We start from the raw sequence: 20,021 nt of genomic DNA, 5'->3' as shown, positions 1-20,021 counted from the left end.
TCACGTGCCGGGTCTCCCGGTGCTCGAATGCGCCACATTGCCAACGCTGGGAGCTCCATGAAGCTGACCTTCCTCGGCGCCGCCGACACCGTCACCGGCTCGCGCCATTTGCTGAGCTTGGGCGATCAGCGCCTGCTGCTCGATGCCGGCCTGTTCCAGGGCTACAAGGCGCTGCGAGAACGCAACTGGATGCCGCTGGGCGTGGACGCCGGCCAGCTCGACGCCGTGCTGCTGTCCCACGCCCACCTGGACCACTGCGGGTACCTGCCCGCGCTGCGCCGCCAGGGCTTCCACGGGCCGATCTACGCGACCGCCGCTACGCGGGACCTGTGCGACGTACTGCTGCGCGACAGCGCCCACCTGCAGGAAGAAGACGCCCGCCGCGCCAACCGCGACGGCACGAGCCGCCACGACAAGGCCATGCCGCTGTACGGCGTGCGCGAGGCCGAGGCAACGCTGAAGCAGTTCGCCGCGCTGCCGCGCGACGGCCGGTTGCGGCTGGGCACGACCGACGTGCGCTTCACGCCCGGCGGCCACCTGCTTGGCGCCACGTCCATCCATGTCAGCCAGGGCGGCCGCTCGCTGCTGTTTTCGGGCGACGTGGGGCGCGTGGGCGACCTGCTGATGCCGCCACCGCAGGTGCCGCCGGCGGCGGACGTCGTGCTCATTGAGTCCACCTACGGGAACCGGCTGCACCCCGCCGAGGACGCCCAGGCCCGTCTCGCGCAGATCCTGCGCGCGACCTTCAAGCGTGGCGGCTCCGTGCTGTTGCCCAGCTTCGCGGTCGGACGCGCGCAGGCGCTGCTGCTGTTGCTGCAGCGGCTGCGCAATGCCGGCGAGCTGCCGCTGGACGTGCCCATCTGGCTGGACAGCCCCATGGCCGAGCAGGCCACCGAGCTGACCGTGAAGCACGCGCGGCTGCTGCGCATCTCCGCCAGCGAGGCCCGCAGCCTCACCGACCGCGTGCGCTACGTGACGAAGCAGGCGCAGAGCCTGAAGCTCGCCTCCAGCCTCGCCGCGCCGCGCGCCAGGCCGGCCGTCGTCATCTCGGCCAGCGGCATGGCCACCGGCGGCCGCGTGCTGAACTACCTGGAGACGCTTGCCCCCGACCCGCGGCACCACATCGCCTTCCCCGGCTTTCAGGCCGGAGGCACGCGCGGCGCGCGCATGGTGGCCGGTGAGCGGCAGGTGAAGGTGCGCGGCCGCTGGATCGCCGTGAACGCCGAGATCAGCCACCTGGACGGCCTGTCCGGCCATGCCGATGCCGACGGCCTGCTGCAATGGCTGCGCGCGCTGCCGCGGCCGCCGGAGCAGGTCTACGTGGTCCACGGCGAGCCCGACGCCGCCGACGCGCTGCGCGGACGCATCCAGGACGAACTGGGCTGGTCGGTGCGTGTGCCGCAGCAAGGCGAGACGGTGACATGCTGAAGTCGCCACGGCGCTGAACCACGGCCGATGACCTCCACACCCCTGGTCCCGGCCGACATCGCCTTCGATGCCGACGGCACGCCGTCGGCGCCGGCCTTCGGTGATGTCTATCACGCCCGCGCTGGCGCGCTGGCCCAGGCCGTCCATGTCTTCCTCGGCGGCAACGGCCTGCCGGCGCGCTGGCAGGGGCGCGCGCAATTCGTCGTGCTGGAGACGGGCTTCGGCCTCGGCAACAACTTCCTGGCCACCTGGGACGCCTGGCGGCAAGACCCGGCACGCTGCGAGCGCCTCGTGTTCGCCAGCGTCGAGAAGCACCCGCTGCGGCCGGCGGACCTGGCCCGCGCGCACGAGGCCAGTGCGCTACCCGAGCTCGCCCGCCAGCTCGTGCAGCGCTGGCCGCCGCTGACGCCGGGGCTGCACGAGCTTCACTTCGACGGCGGCCGCGTGACGCTGCTGCTGGGCCTGGGCGATGCGCGCGAGCTGCTGCGCCAGCTCGTGCTACAGGCCGACGCGTTCTATCTCGACGGTTTCGCGCCCGCCCGCAATCCGGAGCTGTGGGACGCCTACCTGTTCAAGAGCCTGGCCCGGCTCGCCGCGCCCGGCGCCACCGCGGCAACCTGGAGCGTCGCCCGGCCGGTGCGAGACGGCCTTGCGGCGGCCGGCTTCGATGTGGCGCGCGCGCCCGGCTTCGCGAGCAAGGGCCAGATGTGCACGGCCCGCTTCGCGCCGCGCCACACGCCGCAGCGGCCGGCAGGCCGAGAACCGATCGCGCCCGGCGCGCGCCGGGCGGTCATCCTCGGCGCCGGCCTTGCTGGCGCGGGCTGTGCGCTGGCGCTGTCGCGCACCGGCATGGCCTGCACCGTTGTCGATGCACTGCCCGCGCCGGCCCAGGCGAGTTCGGGCAACCCCGCCGGCCTGTTCCACGGCACCTTCAATGCGGACGACGGCCTGCATGCCCGCTTCAACCGCGCCGCGGCACTGGCCACGCAGGCAGAGCTGGCTGCGCTCGGCGTGCCGCACCAGCATGGCTTGCTGCGCCTGGAGACGCGGCTGGAACTGGGCGACATGCCGACGGTGCCCGGCTACGTGCAGTCGCTGTCGGCCGAGGACGCCGGCCGGCGGGCCGGCACGCCGCTGCGCCATCCGGCCTGGCACTACACCGGCGGCGGCGCCGTATCCCCGGGTGCGTATGTGGACGCGATGCTGGCGGCCAGCGGCGCTGAACTGCGGCTGAGCGCCGCAGTTGAGGCGCTGCGTGAAAGTCCGTCGGGCTGGCAGTTGCTGGACAGTGACGGTCGGGTCCTGGACGAAGCGCCACTCGTCGTGCTGGCCGGCGGCCATGGCCAGTTGCCGTTGCTGGGTGAACTGGCCGGCGCGCTGACAGTGCAGCGCGGCCAGTTGACCCACCTGCCACAAGCCCCGTGGCAACCGGCGCTGCCAGTCGCCGGAAGCGGCTACGCGATCGCGGACGGCCACGGCGGCGCGTGGTGCGGTGCCACGGCCCAGGACGGCGATCTCGACCCCAGCCTGCGCGGCGCCGATCAGGAAGAGAACCTGCTGCGCTACGCCCAGCTCGCCGGCCTGAGCGAGCGGCCTTCGGCACCGCTGGCCGGCCGCGTGGGCTGGCGGCTGCTGGCGGCGGACCGGCTACCCCTCATTGGCGGCATTGCCGTGCCGGGACCGCTGGCCGCGCAGTTGCGTCTGCAGCCGCGTCGCGGCGGCCTCATCCTCTGCACATCGTTCGCCTCGCGCGGCATCACGTGGGCGGCGCTGGCCGGGCGCGTGGTCGCCGCGTTGGCGCTGGGCAGCCCGCACCCGCTGGAGGCCGAACTGCTCGATGCCGTGGACCCTTTGCGCTTCGCGCTGCGCCGCCAGCGCCGACCAGGCACCTGATCGCACCAAGCAGAACTATTGCCGGTTTGCGCCACCGATGAGCCGTCCCCCCCTGCAACCCAGGGGCACACTGCGCCGCTTGCCGGCTGGACCGGCTTTTTTGTCATGGATGGAGACAACGGCATGTTCGGTTCTGGCAGCGGTTCTCAGCGGCTGAAAATGGCCCTGGCGGTGGTGCTCGGCGTGATGACCGTGGGCATCGGCCTGGCGCTTTCGAGCCTCGGTGACAACGCCGGTTCGGGCAAGACCTGGCTCGTCGCCAGCCTCGTGATCTCGTGGGCGGCTGGTGTGTTCGCGCTCATCACCAGCGGCGGCAGCAAGGGCAACAGCCTGCATGCGGCCACCGAGGCCGCCGAGGCGCTGGCCCGCTTCGACCTGACCTATCCCATCACCGGTGGCGGCTCGGACGACCTCGGCCGGCTGATGACCGCACTGAACAATACGCAGCACTCGCTGCAGAAGATCATCGGCGACATGCGCGCAGCGGCCGACAGCATCGGCACGGCCAGCGCCGAGATCGCCACCGGCAACCTGGACCTGAGCCAGCGCACCGAGCAGACCGCCAGCAACCTGCAGAACGCCGCCTCCTCGATGGCCGAGCTGACCGGCACCGTCAAGCAGACGGCCGACGCCGCGATGACCGCCAACCAGCTCGCCAGCTCCGCCGCCTCCGTTGCCCAGAAGGGCGGCGAGGCCGTGTCGCAGGTCGTCGCGACGATGGATCAGATCAGCCACAGCTCGCGCAAGATCAACGAGATCATCGGCACCATCGACGGCATCGCTTTCCAGACCAACATCCTGGCGCTGAACGCCGCCGTGGAAGCTGCCCGCGCCGGCGAGCAGGGCCGCGGCTTTGCCGTCGTGGCCGGCGAGGTGCGCCTGCTGGCCCAGCGCAGCGCCGAGGCCGCCAAGGAGATCAAGAGCCTCATCAGCGCCAGCGTCGAGCGCGTGGACTCCGGCACCCAGCAGGTCCAGGCCGCCGGAAGCACGATGACGGAGATCGTCGCCAGTGTGCAGCGCGTCACCGACATCATTGGCGAGATCAGCGCCGCCGCCCGCGAGCAGAGCGAGGGCATCGGTGTCGTCAACGGCTCCGTCGTGCAGCTCGACCAGATGACACAGCAGAACGCCGCGCTGGTGGAGCAATCCGCCGCCGCCGCCGAGAGCCTGCGCGAGCAGTCCGCCCGCATGGCCGAGGCCATCAACGTGTTCAAGCTCGGCGGCGCGGCATCGCGCCCTGCAGCCTTCGGCGCGGCCTCCCCCCGGCCTGTGGCGTCTCCCGCCCCTGCCGCCGCACCGAAGGCCAAGCCTGCAGCGTCCAAGGTCGGTAGCAAGGTCTCCGCTGCGGCCCCGCGCGCCAAGGTAGAGCCCGCCGCCCCGGCCAGGGCGCCCGCACCGGCAACGACGGCCGGCGACGGCGACTGGGAAACCTTCTGACACCGCAGCGGCCACGCGGCTGCCTCATCTGCGAAGGGCGCCGAGGCGCCCTTTGTCATTGCAGGCCGCAACGCACCGGCCAAAGCGTCTCAAAGTTGGCGGTTTCCACCGCTGCTGCGCGGATCACCGGCGGCCATCCCACCGAAGATCTGATCGTTGACGTGTCAAGCCGTCAGTATGCGTCGCGAAGGGAGAAGCTTTGATGTTCACCGCACTGTCCCATCAATCCATTGGTCGCCGCATGGCCCTCGTGCTGACCGCCGTGTTGCTGACCTCGTTCCTCGGGTCGGGCATCGGCTACTGGGCACTGAACCGCGTGGCCGCGGAAAGCCAGGAGATGTACGAGTCGTCCCTGAAGAAGGAACGGTTGGCTTCGGACTGGGACCGCAACCTCGTCGGCGGCGTGAACCGCACGATGGCGGTGGCCGCCAGCAAGGACATGACGCTGGCGCAGTTCTTCGCACAGATCACGGCCGAGAGCAGCAAGAAGTCGGGCGAGCTGCAGAAGCAGCTCGAGCCGATGATGACCACCGACGCGGAAAAGAACCTCTTCGCCAAGTTGAGCGAGGCGCGCAAGGGCTACCTCAGCACGCGTGATGCGGTCTTCGCGGCGAAGAAGGCAGGCGATGCCGAGAGCGCGCAGAAGATCTTCGAATCGCAGTTCCAGCCCGCCGCCACGCAGTTACAGGAGGCCATGCGCTCGCTGGTGCAGATGCAGCGCGACCTGATGGACGCCGCCGAGGAGCGCAGCGCCAAGGCCAACGGCACGGCCCGAGCGGCGCTGGTCGTCTTCGGCCTCGGTGCGCTCGCGCTGGGCACCGCGCTCGCGATGTGGCTGACGCGCTCCATCACGCGGCCGCTGCAGCGGGCGGCGGAAGTCGCCGAGGCCATCGCGCATTTCGACCTGACGCATGACATCCGGCCGGAAACGCAGGATGAGGTCGGCCGCCTGCTGCAGGCGCTGCACGACATGCAGGCCTCGCTGCACAAGCTTATCGGCGAGGTGCGCGGCGCGGCCGACAGCATCGGCACGGCCAGCGCCGAGATCGCCACCGGCAACCTGGACCTGAGCCAGCGCACCGAGCAGACCGCCAGCAACCTGCAGAACGCCGCCTCCTCGATGGCCGAGCTGACCGGCACCGTCAAGCAGACGGCCGACGCCGCGATGACCGCCAACCAGCTCGCCAGCTCCGCCGCCTCCGTTGCCCAGAAGGGCGGCGAGGCCGTGTCGCAGGTCGTCGCGACGATGGATCAGATCAGCCACAGCTCGCGCAAGATCAACGAGATCATCGGCACCATCGACGGCATCGCTTTCCAGACCAACATCCTGGCGCTGAACGCCGCCGTGGAAGCTGCCCGCGCCGGCGAGCAGGGGCGCGGCTTTGCCGTCGTGGCCGGCGAGGTGCGCCTGCTGGCCCAGCGCAGCGCCGAGGCCGCCAAGGAGATCAAGAGCCTCATCAGCGCCAGCGTCGAGCGCGTGGACTCCGGCACCCAGCAGGTCCAGGCCGCCGGAAGCACGATGACGGAGATCGTCGCCAGCGTGCAGCGCGTCACCGACATCATTGGCGAGATCAGCGCCGCCGCCCGCGAGCAGAGCGAGGGCATCGGTGTCGTCAACGGCTCCGTCGTGCAGCTCGACCAGATGACACAGCAGAACGCCGCGCTGGTGGAGCAATCCGCCGCCGCCGCCGAGAGCCTGCGCGAGCAGTCCGCCCGCATGGCCGAGGCCATCAACGTGTTCAGGCTGAGCCGCGGCGCCCTTCAGACGTCGACACGCGCCCCCGCCGTCACCAAGCCGGCTACAGCACCCCGCACGACACCGCAGAAAGCAGCCACGAAGCCTCTGGCACCCAAGCCCGTGGCGCCGCGACCAAAGGGTCCGGTTGCCATCGAAGTGCCTGCCGCGCCGCGCGCCACTGCGCCGACGCCGGCGCCGATGCCCAAGCCCGCCGCCAAACCGGCCGCCAAACCGGCCGATGACGGGGATTGGGAAACCTTCTGACCGGCCGACACGCCGCCCCAGGCGGCGGGCCGTCGTTCAGAACGTCAGCGTCTTCACGCCATCCGCGCCACCCAGCAGGCAGACCTGCGCCTTGTGGCGGGCGAACACGCCGACGGTGACGACCCCGGGCCACTGGTTGACTTCCGCCTCGAAGGCGAGCGGGTCGGTGATGGACAGGCCGCGCACATCGAGGATGTGGCCACCGTTGTCGGTGACGACGCCCTCGCGCAACCGCGCCTCGCCACCCAGGCGGGAAAAACGGCGCGTCAGCTGCGCAGCGGCCATCGGGATGATCTCCACCGGCAGCGGGAAGGCGCCCAGTGTCTGCACGAGCTTGGAGGCGTCCGCGATGCAGACGAAGGTGTCGGCAAGGTCGGCCACGATCTTCTCGCGCGTCAGCGCCGCGCCGCCGCCCTTGACCATGTAGCCACGGCCGTCGATTTCATCGGCCCCGTCGATGTAGACGGCCAGGCCGGTCACCTCGGCGGCATCGAGCACGCGGATGCCATGCTTCAGCAGCCGTTGTGTGGAGCGCTCGGAGCTGGAGACGGCACCCGGGACGGACAGGCCGCTGGCGGCCAGCGCGTCGATGAAGCAGTCCACCGTGGAGCCGGTGCCGACGCCGAGGACCTGGCCGGCGGGGACGTAGTCCAGGGCCGCGCGGCCGACGAGTTGCTTGAGCTGGTCTTGATTCATCCCGCGATTTTGCGGGATGAGCCGGTCAGCCCCGGCGTTTCTGCACGGCCGCGGCCAGCTCGCGCAACAGCGGCTCGGTCTGGCTCCAGCCCAGGCAGGCGTCGGTGATCGACACGCCGGGCTTGAGGTCGGCCGGCGTCTGGCCGGGCAGCAGGTCCTGGCGGCCGGGCAGCAGGTGGCTTTCGATCATGACGCCGGTGATGCGCGCATCGCCGCCGGCGATCTGTCCGGCCACGTCGCGGCCGACGTCGACCTGACGCTCGTACTTCTTGCTGGAGTTGGCGTGGGAAAAGTCGATCATGACCTGCTCGCGCAGGCCCGAGGTCTTCAACGCGTCGCAGGCGGCGTTCACGGAAGCCGCGTCGTAGTTCGGCGCCTTGCCGCCGCGCAGGATGACATGGCAGTCCTCGTTGCCGCGCGTCTCGAAGATGGCGGCCGTGCCCATCTTGGTCATGCCCATGAAGGCATGCGGCGAGCTGGCCGCCAGCACGGCGTCGCTGGCGACCTTGATGCCGCCGTCGGTGCCATTCTTGAAGCCGACCGGGCAGCTCAGCCCGGAGGCCAGCTGGCGGTGGCTCTGGCTCTCGGTCGTGCGTGCGCCGATGGCGCCCCAGGCGATGAGGTCGGAGATGTACTGCGGGGACAGCAGGTCCAAGAACTCTGTGCCAGCGGGCAGGCCCAGGCCGTTGACGTCCAGCAGCAGTTGGCGGGCCAGGCGCAGGCCTTCGTTCATGTGGAAGCTGCCGTCCAGGCGCGGGTCGTTGATGTAGCCCTTCCAGCCCACCGTCGTGCGCGGCTTCTCGAAGTAGACGCGCATGACGATGAGGAGGTCGCGGCTCAGCTCGTCGCGCGCTGCCTTCAGCAGCCGCGCATAGTCCATGGCCTGGTCGTGGTCGTGGATGGAGCACGGACCGACGATGACGAGCAGCCGGTCGTCGCGACCGTGCAGGATGGCGCCGATCTCCTGCCGCGCCTGCTCCACCAGTTCCAGCGTCGCGTCGGGGATGGGCAGTTCTTCCAGCAGCAGCGCCGGGCTGATCAGCGCGCGCACGGCGCGGATGCGGGTGTCGTCGGTGCGGGTCGTGTCGCGCGTCTCGTCGCGCGAGCCCGCTTCGCGGTCATGCGCGGGGTCATCCAGGGGTTTCATCACAGGGCTCCACAGAAGCCCGCGATTGTCACCGCTTGGCCGCCGCCACACATACCGCCGCGGCCGACAGCGCGAAACCCGCCAGCGCCAGCGGCGCGAGCCTCTCTCCCAGCACGACGAAGCCCATCAACGCCGACACGCCGGGAATCAGGAAGAACAGCCGCGCGACCTGGCCGGCCTGGCCGCGTCGGATCATGACGAACATCAGGCTGAACGCACCGATGGAGTTCACGAGACCCAGCCACAGCCAGGCGCCGACGAACTCGGTTGTCCAACTGACGGTGAAGTGCTCCGCCGGCACGGCCGCCACCGCCACAACGACTGCTGAGACAGCCATCTGCACACCCGCGCCACTGCGCAGGTCCATGTGCGCGCAAAAGCGCTTCTGGTACAGCGTGCCGGCCACCAGGCCCATCAGGCCCACCCCTGCCAGGACATAGCTGATCCAGGCGCCGCCCAGCGGCTTGTCCGCCACGACCAGCCCGACGCCCGCGAGACCGGCCAACAGCGCCCAGCCCTGGCGGGGGCTCAGCCGTTCACCCAGCCAGGCATGCGCCCCGACGGCCGTGGCCAGCGGCATCAGGCCCACCACCAGGCCGGCAACGCCGGCGCTCAGTCCCTCGCGCAGGGCGAAGTAGAGGCACGAGAAGTGCAGCACCTGCATCAGCAAGCCTGCGACAGCCAGGTGGACCCACGCCCGCCTGCCGCGGGGCCACGGCGCGCCGGTGGCGACCGCCACCCCCAGCAGCACCAGTCCGGCGACGCCAAATCGCATCGCCAACAGCGTCAACGGTCCGACATGCGGTAAGGCCAGCTTGCCGGCGACATAGCCGCTGCTCCACAGCAGGATGAACAACAGCGGCAGGCTGAGCGCTGCGATGGTGGCCAACCCACGGTCCACCGCGCTGGGACGTACGGCTGGCGGGAGACAGGGAGACGAGGAAGACAGCGCAGACATCTGAGGCTCCTAGGAAGCTGCTGGGAGCCGAACTCTAGAAACGACGCGACTCGGACACAATCCGCGTATAAGTCGATTCAGAGTTTCCAAACGGAGAACAGCCAATGGGCCGTCTCGAAGACCTGCAAGCCTTCGCGCGCGTCGTCGATGCGCGCGGTTTCTCCGGCGCCGCGCGCCTCCTGGGCACGACTAAGTCGGCCGTCAGCAAGCAGGTCTCGCGGCTGGAGGACCAGCTGGGCGCGCGGCTGCTGCATCGCACGACGCGCAGCGTCAGCCCGACGGCCGAAGGCCAGGCGGTCTACGAGCGCGCACTGCGGCTGCTGGACGACTCGCTGACGTTGGAGACCGAGCTCGCCGGCCACCACGACGAGCCGCGCGGCGTGCTGCGGCTGTCCGTGTCCACGGCTTTCGGCAACCTGCAGTTCACGGCATGGATGGCAGAGTTCTGCGCGCGCCACCCGCAGCTGGACGTCGTGCTGGGCCTGAACGACCGCTACGTGGACCTGGCCGAGGAAGGCTTCGATGTCGTGCTGCGGCTAACGCACAAGCCGTCGGACGGCCTCGTCGCGCGCCGGCTGGCGTCGATCCACTTCGCACTGTGCGCCTCGCCGGCGTATCTCGAAGCCCACGGCGAGCCAGCCTCGGTGGGCGACATCGCCGGCCACCGCTGCTTGCGCTTCGGCTACCTGCAGTCGCCCGATCGCTGGCGCTTCCGGCACGGCGAAACCGGCGAGGAGACCGAGGTGGAAACCCGCGGCGCGTTGCGCTTCGAGAGCGGCCTGACAGCCAACAGTAGCGAGTCGCTGCGCGTGGCCGCGCTCGCCGGCATGGGCCTGGCCGTGCTGCCTACCTACGCCGTCGGCGCCGACCTGCGGGCGGGCCGGCTTCGGCCGGTGCTGCCGGCCTGGCAGCCCCTTGGCGGGCTGGCGGATGCGCACACGCTGTACGCCGTCTACCTGCCCAATCGGCACCCCGCGCCCAAAGTGCGGGCGCTGATCGACTTCATGCTGGAGAAGCTGGGCGACGTGCCGCCCTGGGATCGGGACGACGGGACCGGCTGAGACAATGGAGGGCTATGCCACTGATTCCCTACGCCCTCACCCGCCCCTTCCTCTTCGGCCTGGACGCCGAACGTGCCCATGAACTGACGCTCGACAGCATCGCCCGGCTGCAGAACACGCCGGCGCAATGGCTGTGGCGCGGTGAGCGGATCAGCGACCCGGTGACGCTGGCCGGCCTGCGCTTCCCGAACCGCATCGGCCTGGCCGCCGGGCTCGACAAGAACGGCCGCTGCATCGACGGCCTGGGCGCCATGGGATTCGGCTTCATCGAGGTCGGCACCGTGACGCCCAAGGGCCAGCCCGGCAACGACAAGCCGCGCATCTTCCGCCTGCCCGAGGCCGAGGCGCTCATCAACCGGCTGGGCTTCAACAACGAGGGCCTGGCGAGCTTCATCGCGAACGTGAAGCGGGCCTACAGCTTCCGCGCGGCCGGTGGCATCCTGGGCCTCAACATCGGCAAGAACGCCGCCACGCCGATCGAGAACGCGGCGGACGACTACCTGCTGGGGCTGGAAGGCGTTTTTCCGCACGCCGACTACATCACCGTCAACATCTCCAGCCCCAACACGAAGAACCTGCGCGCGTTGCAGAGCGACGCGGCGCTGGACGACCTGCTGTCGCGCCTGCAGCAGCGCAAGCTGCAACTGGAAAGCCAGACCGGCCGCAGCGTGCCGATGTTCGTGAAGATCGCGCCGGATCTCGAGGAGGCGCAGGTCGGCGTCATCGCGCAGACGCTGAAGGTCAACGGCATCGACGGCGTCATCGCGACCAACACGACGATCGCCCGCGACAAGGTCCAGGGCCTGCCGCATGCCGACGAGACCGGGGGCTTGTCGGGCCGGCCGGTTTTCGAGGCGAGCAACCGCGTGATCCGGCTGCTGCGCGCGGCGTTGCCCGCGGGCTACCCCATCATCGGCGTCGGCGGGGTGCTCAGCGGCGCCGCCGCGAAAGCCAAGATCGAGGCGGGCGCCGACCTTGTGCAGGTCTATACCGGGCTCATCTACAAGGGACCACAGCTTGTCGGCGACTGCGCGCGGGCGCTCGCCCGGCGCTGACAGTGCACCATGCGCTTCGCCCTCTCTGCCCTCGCGTTCGCCCTGCTGGTCGCAGGCTGCGCAACGCCAGATCGCGACACGCGGCTACGGCCCGGTGTCAGCCGGGGTGCCGAGATCGTCGAGATTTACGGGCGGCCGCGACGGGTTTGGCCGGAAGCCGATGGCGGCAGAACGCTGGAGTATTCCAGCCAGCCCATGGGGCATCACACCTATATGGTCCGCCTGGACGCACAGGACCGTTTGGTCCGCATCGAGGACGCCCTGTCGCCGGCCGGGCGCGCGCGCGTCGAGCCGGGCATGACGCCCGAGCAGGTCAGCCGCCTGCTCGGTGCGGAGCGCAGCCGCGTGTTCTTCCGTCTCAGCGGCGAGGACGTGTGGGACTGGAGCATTGAGCCCGACCAGGTCGGCTACGGCATGCGGTTCAACGTCTACTTCAAGGACGGCCACGTCGTGCGGACAGGGCTGAGCATGGTGTTTCCCAGCCGCGTGTTCCCGGGCGCCGACGATTGAATAGAAAAAAAGCGCCCCGCTGGGCGCTTTCAGTCGTTGGCAGCCGCCGATCAGCGGTTGCGACGACGCGAAGACAGGAAACCGATGATGCCCAGGCCGGCGGCCAGCATGGCATACGTTTCCGGTTCCGGCACGGCGGTGACAGCCGAGGCCGTCACGGTGTAGGCGGTGGGACCGCTCGCGACGCCCAGGAACGAGAACTTGTAGGTGCCGGCTGCCAGCAATTCCTTGTGCGACGTGGCGGCGGTAGTGAACGTGTAGGCGGTGGGCGATACCGGGGTACCGTTCAGGTTGTAGACGCCGTAGAAAGCCGGCGAGATGGCCGAGCCACCGACCGCAGCGAATGCGCTGCTGGTCAGCCAAGAGTCGGTGGCCAGGGTGAACGTGTAGTCGTCATTGATGACGCCACCAAACGAAAACGTCGTTTGCCCGGTCGTGGTCGCCGTCAGAGTGCCGAGGCTGTACGTCGTAGCGTGCGCGCTCAGCGAAGAAACTGCCACCAGGGCGGCGGCGGCTAGCATTTTCAATTTCATAGGTAGCTCCTTAAACGAGCGGCCAGGGAACAACCGCCTGAAATCATTGTGCACTGCAACTTAACTTTGCGAAGTACCGCCTAGCCCCCACCACTAGGGATGAACCCCCTCAAATGAGTAGTGAATTTGTAAATAGCAGAAACCCTTGTTTTATTTGCACCGAGCTGGCGTAGTTCACGACTGATTCGGTGCAGAAATCACCAGGTTGGCGCCTGACTCACAAGGCGCTGAGTCCGAGCACTTTCTGCAGCCCGTCCACCGGTTTTCCCTTGCGGGCGCGTTTGCCAGCGTAGCCGGCCAGCGACTGGTTCTTCAGCAGCTCTTCCCTCGGCTTGCCGCCCCGCCCGCTGCCCAGAACGCGCAGCTGCGTCGTGAAGCAGGCCAGCGACAGAACCGCGTCCTTGGCTTCCAGGTCCATCAGCGTCAGCCCCTTGCCCCCCTTGGGCTGGTGCTTCAGTTCATCGAGCGCGAAGGTCAACAGCCGCCCCTCGGCACTCAACACCGCAAGTTGCACGGCGACCGCATCACCGGGGATGGCGGACAGCAGCGGCGTCTCGCCATCGTCCAGCGACAGGAAGGTCTTGCCCGCCTTCTGGCGGCTGATCAGGTCGCCAATCTGGGCGATCAACCCGTAGCCGGTCGAGCCGGCCATCACCAGCCGCTGCGCCGGGGCACCGGCCACGTAGTGTGCGATCTGCGTGCCGCTTTCCAGCTCGATCATCGTCGTGATCGGCTGGCCGTCGCCTCGCCCGCCCGGCAGCGTCGAAACCGGCGTCGAATACACGCGGCCGTTGGTGCCGACAACGATCAGCGGGTCCACGCTGCGGCAGCGGAACGCGCCCCACAGCGCGTCCCCGGCCTTGAAGGTCTGGGCGGCGACGTCGACCTCATGGCCCTTCAGCGCCCGCACCCAACCCTTCTGGCTGACTATGACGGTGACGGGCTCATCGACGATCTTGACCTCGGCGACGACGCGCTTCTCGGCCTGGATCAGCGTGCGGCGGTCGTCGCCGTACTGCTTGGCGTCGGCCTCGATCTCCTTGATGACGGTGCGGCGCAGCGCCGCTGCGGAACCGAGGATGTCTTCCAGCTTGGACCGCTCGTCGCGCAGCTTGGACAGCTCCTGCTCGATCTTGATCGCCTCCAGCCTGGCGAGCTGGCGCAGCCGGATTTCCAGGATGTCTTCAGCCTGGCGATCGCTGAGGTTGAAGCGCGCCATCAGCGCCGCCTTGGGCTCATCCGACTCCCGGATGATCCGGATGACCTCGTCGATGTTCAGCAGCACCAGCTGCCGGCCTTCCAGCACGTGAATGCGGTCGTTGACATGGGCCAGGCGGTGCTCCGTGCGGCGCCGCACGGTGGCCTGGCGGAAGCCGACCCACTCGGTCAGCACCTGGCGCACGCTCTTCTGCGTCGGTCGGCCGTCGTCGCCGATCATCGTCAGGTTGACCGGCGCGCTGCTTTCGAGGCTGGTGTGGGCCAGCAGCGTGTTGATCAGTTCCTGCTGCTCGACGGTGCGGCTCTTGGGCTCGAAGACGATGCGCACGGCCGCGTCCTTGCTGGACTCGTCGCGCACGCCGTCCAGCACGGCCAGCAGACTGGCCTTGAGCTGCAGCTGCTCGGCGGACAGCGTCTTCTTGCCGGCCTTGACCTTGGGGTTGGACAGCTCCTCGATCTCTTCCAGCACCTTCTGCGCGCTGGTGCCGTGGGGCAGTTCAGTCACGACCAGCTGCCACTGCCCGCGGGCCAGTTCCTCGATCTTCCAGCGCGCCCGCACCTTCAGGCTGCCACGGCCGGATAGATAGGCTGCGCGGATGTCTTCCGGCGCGCTGATGAGCTGGCCGCCGCCCGGGAAGTCCGGCCCGGGCAGCAGCTCGAACAGTGCGTCGTCGCTAAGTTGCTCGTCCTTCAGCAGCGCGACGGCCGCCGCGGCGACCTCGCGCAGGTTGTGGCTGGGAATTTCGGTAGCCAAGCCCACGGCGATGCCGCTAGCACCATTGAGAAGCACGAAAGGCAGCCGCGCCGGCAGGTCCACCGGCTCCTGCTGCGTGCCGTCGTAGTTGGCGCGGAAATCAACAGTGCCTTCGTCGATCTCGTCCAGCAGCAGGCGGGCAATGGGAGAGAGGCGCGCTTCCGTGTAGCGCATCGCCGCAGCCCCATCACCGTCCCGGCTACCGAAGTTGCCCTGACCGTCGATCAGCGGATAACGCAGCGAGAAATCCTGCGCCATGCGCACCAGCGCGTCATAGACGGACTGGTCGCCATGCGGGTGGAAGTTGCCCAGCACGTCGCCCACGACCTTGGCGCCCTTGACCGGCTTGGCGCCGGAATTGCCCGTCCAGCCTAGGCCCAGACGCTGCATCGAGTAGAGGATGCGGCGCTGCACCGGCTTCTGGCCGTCCGAGTAGGACGGCAAGGCACGCCCCTTGACGACGCTGAGGGCGTATTCGAGATAGGCCTGTTGCGCGTAGGCGGCCAGCGTCAGCGCGTTGGCGTCGCCGCCACCGTTGCCGCCGCCATCGGTGGGGCCGTTGAAATCGATCGTGGTCTGGGAATCGGTCATGGATGCAAGGTCAGGCGCTGCGCACGGGCCGGCTGGCTCTGCTGCAGCAGGGCCCAGTACAACTCGAGGACGAGGTGCACGTGGGCCTGGGTTTCGTCGATATCGGGCACGCGGTTGCCAGCGCGGCGCACGGCGCCCTCACCCGCATTCCAGGCGGCCAGCGCGGCGTCGATGCGGCCGAAGCGGCGCATCAGGTCGGCCAGCATGCGGGCGCCGGTGTGGATGTTGATGCGCGGCTCGATGAGCCTCGCGGCCTCGGCCGGCGTCGCGTAGCGGCTTGCCGTCTCTGGCGTGATCTGCATGAGCCCGAGCGCACCGCGCGGCGACACGGCGCCACGCTGGTAGCCGGACTCGACGGCGATGATGGCCTTCAGCAGGTCGGCGTCCACGCCGTGCTCGGTGGCGGCCTCGCGCACCCACGGCTGCACGGCCTTGACCTCGGGAGCGATGTCCAGCCAGTTCAGCAGCGCGAGGCCCGCATCGGTCTTGCCCGGCACGCGCTGCATGCCGAAGCCGCCCAGCACCGGGGCGTAGCGCGAGTCGAGCTGGCGCTGAGCGAAGTGAGCCATGCCGCTGCCATCGACATAGCCCCACAGCTCGGCCTGGGCGGGCAGTGCCAGCATCAGCAGCAACACGGACAGCCAGCGCCTCATGCCGCCTCCAGGCCCTGGGCCGCACGCGCCTGGTATTCGCGATCGAGCAGCGACATGACGACCAGCGAGTCGTAGCCCTCGGCGCCGCCGGACGTCAGGCGCACGCTTTCGCGCAGCCGGCCCTCCTCGACGAAGCCTTCGCTCTCATACAGCTTCAGCGCGCGCGTGTTGAGCGACTTCACGTCCAGCCAGAAACGATGCGCCTTCAGCTGCGTGAAGGCCAGCGCCTTGAGCTGCCGCACGGCCGTGCGGCCCAGCCCCCGGCCCTTGGCCTGCAGCACCAGGCGTTTGAGCTCGACCGAGCCGTTCGGGTTGCGGCAGCCCTGCAGGATGACGAAGCCGATGCGCTCCAGCCGGTCGCCCTCCTCAAGGATGAAATGGCGTGAGTCCGGGAAGCGGACGGCGCCCTCGTGCTGCGGCCGCTCCCACGGCGTGATGAACGGCAGGTTCGCACCGTCGCGCTCGACCGAGACGACCCAGTCGAGGTCGGACAGCATGGTGGGGCGCAGGCGCAATGAGCTCATGCCAGGAAGGGGTTCACGACCCGAAGGCCATCGTCGTACAGCTCCATTGACGGACGCACAAAATCTTGTATGACTGGCGGCTCAAATGTCGATCTCGACCGCGTCCCCGTGAAGCTCCATCAGCTCACGACGCGAGGCGGCCTCGCCCTTGCCCATCAGCTTGTTGAATGCATCCACGGTAGCGGCGAAATCGAACTGGCCGTACTCGACGCGCGACAGGCGGCGAGTCTCCGGGTTCAGCGTCGTGTCCCACAGCTGCTCGGCACTCATCTCGCCCAGGCCCTTGAAGCGGCTGATGCTCCAGCTGCCTTCACGGGCGCCTTCCTTGCGCAACTTGTCGAGCGTCGCGGTCAGCTCGCCATCGTCCAGCGCGTAGAGCTTGGCGGCGGGCTTCTTGCCGCGGGCCGGCGCATCCACGCGGTACAGCGGCGGCCGGGCCACGTAGACATGGCCGGTCTCGACCAGGCGAGGAAAGTGGCGGAAGAACAGCGTCAGCAGCAGCACCTGGATATGCGAGCCGTCCACGTCCGCGTCCGACAGGATGCAGACCTTGCCGTAGCGCAGGCCAGAGAGATCCACCGTGTCGGTCGGTCCGTGCGGGTCCACGCCGAGGGCCACCGAGATGTCGTGGATCTCGTTGTTCTTGAACAGCAGGTCCCGCTCGACCTCCCAGGCGTTCAGCACCTTGCCGCGCAGCGGCAGGATGGCCTGGGTCTCCTTGTCGCGGCCCATCTTGGCGCTACCGCCGGCCGAGTCGCCCTCCACCAGGAAGACCTCGTTGTGCAGCAGGTCGCGGCTCTCGCAGTCGGTCAGCTTGCCGGGCAGCACGGCCACGCCGGAACCCTTGCGCTTCTCGACCTTCTGGCTGGCGCGCTGGCGCGTCTGCGCCTGCTTGATGACCAGCTCCGCCAGCTTCTTTCCGTGCTCCACATGCTGGTTCAGCCACAGCTCGAAGGCCGGCTTCACATAGGCCGACACCAGCCGCAGCGCATCGCGCGAGTTCAGCCGCTCCTTGGTCTGCCCCTGAAACTGCGGGTCCAGCACCTTGGCGCTCAGCACGAAGCTGGCGCGGGAGAACACGTCATCCGGCATCAGCTTGACGCCCTTGGGCAGCAGCGAGTGCATCTCGATAAAGCCCTTGACGGCACCGAACAGGCCGTCCTTCAAGCCAGACTCGTGCGTCCCGCCGGCCACCGTCGGGATCAGATTCACATAGCTTTCGCGCAGCGGCGCACCTTCCTCCGTGAACGCGACGCACCAGGACGCACCTTCGCCTTCGGCGAAGTTCTCGCTCTCGCCGGCTGTGGCGAAGCCCTCGCCCTCGAACAGCGGGATCAGAGGGTCGGCCGTCAGCGCGTGGGCCAGGTAGTCCCGCAGGCCGGCCTTGTACTGCCAAGTCGTGGTGTCGTTGGTCTTCTCGATCTTCAGCGTGACAGTGACGCCGGGCATCAGCACGGCTTTGGAGCGCAGCAAGTGCACCAGCTCGTGACGCGGCAGCTCGGCACTCTCGAAATACTTGGCCTCGGGCCAGACGCGGACGGTCGTGCCCTGCTTGCGGTCGCCGCTGGCGGCCGGGCGGGTGACGACCTGCTGGACCACATCACCGTGTTCGAAGGCGATGCCAGCCACCTGCTTGTCGCGCCAGACGGCCACCTCCAGCCGCTTGGCCAGCGCATTCGTCACCGACACGCCGACGCCGTGAAGGCCGCCGGAGAAGCTGTAGGCGCCGCCCGAGCCCTTGTCGAACTTGCCACCGGCATGCAACCGCGTGAAGACAATCTCGACGACCGGCACGCCTTCCTCGGGGTGCAGGCCGAACGGGATGCCGCGGCCGTCGTCGGCCACAGACACCGACCCATCGGCATGCAGCGTCAGGTCGATGCGCTTGCCATAGCCGGCCAGCGCCTCGTCGGCGGCGTTGTCGATGACCTCCTGGATGATGTGCAGCGGGTTGTCGGTGCGGGTGTACATGCCCGGCCGCTGCTTGACGGGTTCCAGACCCTTCAGGACGCGGATGGAGGCTTCGCCATACTCGGCAGGCTTGGCGGCGGGGGAAGAAGACGGACGGCTCGACATAGGGGCAGGATTCTATGAAGCCGATCGGGCTAGGATTCGCGCCCTCCGAAGCCAAAGTTGTTGCGCTTGAGAATCCTCACCGTCTTCCTGCTCCTTGCCTGCGGACTCGCGCAGGCCCAGGCCCCGCAGCCGCCCTATCAGGCCAGCGAGCCGCTGTCCTGGGAACTGAAGAATGCCCGCTGGTTCGACGGCCGGCAGATCCAGCGCGGCAACCTCTACGTCGAAAACGGCGTGTTCGTCGCCAAGAAGCCCGCCAAGGTCAACCGCAAGATGGACCTGCGCCACCAGCAGGTCGTCATCGCACCGCTGGCCGAGGCACACAACCACAACCTGCAGACCGCCTGGGGCTGGGGCCAATACGCACAGACCTACCTCGACGAAGGCGTGTTCTACGCCGCGATGCTGTGCGGCGACCCGGCCGCCGTGGCCGAGGTCAAGCCGCTGGCCGCCACGCCTGCGGCGCCCGACGTCAGCTTCGTCACGGCCTGCATCACGTCCAGCGACGGCTACCCGCTGGCCGCCGTGCTGCCCGAGCCCAGCCCCGAGGCCGCGGCGGCGCAGAAGCAGATCGTGCTGGTGGACAGCCCCGCGCAGGCCGCCGAGCAGTGGCCGGCCATCAAGGCACGCGGCGGCCAGTGGCTGCGTCTCGTGCTGGCGCACAGCGAACGGCCGGACCTGCGCGGCCAGCTGGAACATTTCGGCCGCCTGGGCCTGACGCCCGAGACCGCTGCGGCGCTGACGAAGCTGGCCCATGCCGATGGCCGGCGCGTCGTGGCCCACGTCGAGACGGCGGCAGACTTCGACGCCGCGCTGGCCGCCGGCGTCGATGCCATCGCCCACCTGCCCGGTTACGCCAACACGCTGGACGAGCCGCCCGAGCGCTTCGCCATCAGCGACGACGCCGTAGCCCAGGCCGCACGCCAGCACACCGCCGTCATCACGACGACGGCGGCCACCGACCTCTTTCGGCTGGAAGCCGCGCCGCTGGCGGCGCTGCGCGACGTACAGCGCGCCAACCTCGCCAAGCTACAGGCGGCTGGCGCGCCGCTGCTTATCGGGTCGGACGTGTTCATCGGCACGGCCCGCGCCGAGCTTCATGCGCTGGACGCGCTGGGCATGGACCATGCGACGCTGTTGCGCCTCGCGACGCAGGACACGCCACGGGCGCTGTTCCCGGGGCGCAAGCTCGGCTGCTTCGAGCCGGGCTGCGAGGCGAGCTTCCTGCTGCTGGCCGGCGACCCTCTGGCCGACCTTACGCAGGTCGACATGCCGCTGCTGCGCGTGAAGCAGGGCAGGCTGCTGACGCGGCTGGCGGACGTAGCGGCCTCCAGCTCGCAGGTCAGCACGTCCACCGCCGATCCGCCGCCGCAAAAGGGCGGCAAGAAGAAGACGGGGAAGGCCAAGTCGACCGGCAAGCCGTCGTCCAAAGCCGCGGCCAAGCCGCAATCCAAGGCGGCCGGCAAGGCCAAGCCGCGCTGATTACAG

At 69.1% G+C, this 20,021-nt stretch carries 16 protein-coding genes; 8 read left to right on the top strand and 8 right to left on the bottom strand.

What is annotated here, in order from left to right; genetic code table 11:
* The first annotated feature begins 57 nt into the window (after positions 1 to 57).
* The 4 genes from LXT13_RS24935 (at position 58) to LXT13_RS24920 (ending at position 6,760) form a co-directional block, all read left to right on the top strand.
* Positions 58 to 1,428 (top strand): MBL fold metallo-hydrolase RNA specificity domain-containing protein, encoded by a 1,371-nt coding sequence (locus LXT13_RS24935; RefSeq protein ID WP_233375024.1) that lies wholly within the window; start codon positions 58 to 60, stop codon positions 1,426 to 1,428.
* Positions 1,429 to 1,455: 27 nt separating this feature from the next.
* Complete coding sequence (mnmC, locus tag LXT13_RS24930; RefSeq protein ID WP_233375023.1) at positions 1,456 to 3,321, top strand: bifunctional tRNA (5-methylaminomethyl-2-thiouridine)(34)-methyltransferase MnmC2/FAD-dependent 5-carboxymethylaminomethyl-2-thiouridine(34) oxidoreductase MnmC1; 1,866 nt, start codon at positions 1,456 to 1,458, stop codon at positions 3,319 to 3,321.
* Between the two features lie 123 nt (positions 3,322 to 3,444).
* A complete protein-coding gene (locus LXT13_RS24925; protein ID WP_419964707.1) occupies positions 3,445 to 4,758 on the top strand; it encodes a methyl-accepting chemotaxis protein in 1,314 nt (437 codons plus the stop codon).
* Between the two features lie 202 nt (positions 4,759 to 4,960).
* Positions 4,961 to 6,760 carry a methyl-accepting chemotaxis protein gene (locus tag LXT13_RS24920; RefSeq protein ID WP_233375022.1) on the top strand — a complete coding sequence of 600 codons (1,800 nt, stop codon included), beginning with the start codon at positions 4,961 to 4,963 and terminating at the stop codon, positions 6,758 to 6,760.
* Positions 6,761 to 6,796: 36 nt separating this feature from the next.
* Here LXT13_RS24920 and rpiA read toward each other — a convergent pair whose 3' ends face one another.
* Genes rpiA through LXT13_RS24905 form a run of 3 tightly spaced genes read right to left on the bottom strand, consistent with a single transcriptional unit; the run spans position 6,797 to position 9,492 of the window.
* Positions 6,797 to 7,456, bottom strand: a complete 660-nt coding sequence (gene rpiA / locus LXT13_RS24915; RefSeq protein WP_233375021.1) for a ribose-5-phosphate isomerase RpiA — start codon at positions 7,454 to 7,456, stop codon at positions 6,797 to 6,799.
* 25 nt (positions 7,457 to 7,481) lie between these two features.
* On the bottom strand, positions 7,482 to 8,603 hold the full coding sequence (locus tag LXT13_RS24910) for a 3-deoxy-7-phosphoheptulonate synthase (RefSeq protein WP_233375020.1): 1,122 nt from the start codon (positions 8,601 to 8,603) through the stop codon (positions 7,482 to 7,484).
* A 28-nt stretch (positions 8,604 to 8,631) separates the two neighbouring features.
* The gene (locus tag LXT13_RS24905; protein ID WP_233375019.1) at positions 8,632 to 9,492 is read right to left on the bottom strand and encodes a DMT family transporter; all 861 of its coding nucleotides are present in this window, start codon (positions 9,490 to 9,492) and stop codon (positions 8,632 to 8,634) included.
* A gap of 173 nt (positions 9,493 to 9,665) precedes the next feature.
* Between LXT13_RS24905 and LXT13_RS24900 the strand changes: the two genes are divergently transcribed.
* Genes LXT13_RS24900 through LXT13_RS24890 form a run of 3 tightly spaced genes read left to right on the top strand, consistent with a single transcriptional unit; the run spans position 9,666 to position 12,187 of the window.
* Positions 9,666 to 10,622, top strand: coding sequence for a LysR family transcriptional regulator (locus tag LXT13_RS24900; protein ID WP_233375018.1), 957 nt, complete (start codon positions 9,666 to 9,668; stop codon positions 10,620 to 10,622).
* A 14-nt stretch (positions 10,623 to 10,636) separates the two neighbouring features.
* Positions 10,637 to 11,677 (top strand): quinone-dependent dihydroorotate dehydrogenase, encoded by a 1,041-nt coding sequence (locus LXT13_RS24895; protein WP_233375017.1) that lies wholly within the window; start codon positions 10,637 to 10,639, stop codon positions 11,675 to 11,677.
* 9 nt (positions 11,678 to 11,686) lie between these two features.
* On the top strand, positions 11,687 to 12,187 hold the full coding sequence (locus LXT13_RS24890) for an outer membrane protein assembly factor BamE (protein WP_233375016.1): 501 nt from the start codon (positions 11,687 to 11,689) through the stop codon (positions 12,185 to 12,187).
* A gap of 50 nt (positions 12,188 to 12,237) precedes the next feature.
* On the opposite strand, the gene LXT13_RS24885 is transcribed toward LXT13_RS24890, so the two are convergent.
* The 5 genes from LXT13_RS24885 to LXT13_RS24865 form a co-directional block, all read right to left on the bottom strand.
* Positions 12,238 to 12,720: an FxDxF family PEP-CTERM protein gene (locus tag LXT13_RS24885; RefSeq protein ID WP_233375015.1), complete on the bottom strand. Its 483-nt coding sequence runs from the start codon at positions 12,718 to 12,720 to the stop codon at positions 12,238 to 12,240.
* Positions 12,721 to 12,937: 217 nt separating this feature from the next.
* The gene (parC, locus tag LXT13_RS24880) at positions 12,938 to 15,283 is read right to left on the bottom strand and encodes a DNA topoisomerase IV subunit A (protein WP_233375014.1); all 2,346 of its coding nucleotides are present in this window, start codon (positions 15,281 to 15,283) and stop codon (positions 12,938 to 12,940) included.
* Positions 15,280 to 15,936 carry a lytic transglycosylase domain-containing protein gene (locus tag LXT13_RS24875; RefSeq protein ID WP_233375013.1) on the bottom strand — a complete coding sequence of 219 codons (657 nt, stop codon included), beginning with the start codon at positions 15,934 to 15,936 and terminating at the stop codon, positions 15,280 to 15,282. Before LXT13_RS24875 ends, parC begins: the two co-directional genes overlap by 4 nt.
* A complete protein-coding gene (locus tag LXT13_RS24870) occupies positions 15,933 to 16,460 on the bottom strand; it encodes a GNAT family N-acetyltransferase (RefSeq protein WP_233375012.1) in 528 nt (175 codons plus the stop codon). The genes LXT13_RS24875 and LXT13_RS24870 overlap by 4 nt, the downstream gene beginning before the upstream one ends.
* Positions 16,461 to 16,541: 81 nt before the next feature.
* On the bottom strand, positions 16,542 to 18,536 hold the full coding sequence (locus LXT13_RS24865) for a DNA topoisomerase IV subunit B (protein WP_233375011.1): 1,995 nt from the start codon (positions 18,534 to 18,536) through the stop codon (positions 16,542 to 16,544).
* A 66-nt stretch (positions 18,537 to 18,602) separates the two neighbouring features.
* On the opposite strand from LXT13_RS24865, the gene LXT13_RS24860 reads away from it, so the two are divergent.
* The gene (locus LXT13_RS24860) at positions 18,603 to 20,015 is read left to right on the top strand and encodes an amidohydrolase family protein (protein ID WP_233375010.1); all 1,413 of its coding nucleotides are present in this window, start codon (positions 18,603 to 18,605) and stop codon (positions 20,013 to 20,015) included.
* Positions 20,016 to 20,021: the final 6 nt, after the last annotated feature.

Source organism: Pelomonas cellulosilytica, assembly GCF_021353265.1.
In the GTDB taxonomy this organism is placed as follows: domain Bacteria; phylum Pseudomonadota; class Gammaproteobacteria; order Burkholderiales; family Burkholderiaceae_C; genus Pelomonas; species Pelomonas cellulosilytica.
The sequence above is the reverse complement of the archived record's forward strand: the minus strand, read 5'-3'. Positions and strand labels throughout refer to the sequence as shown.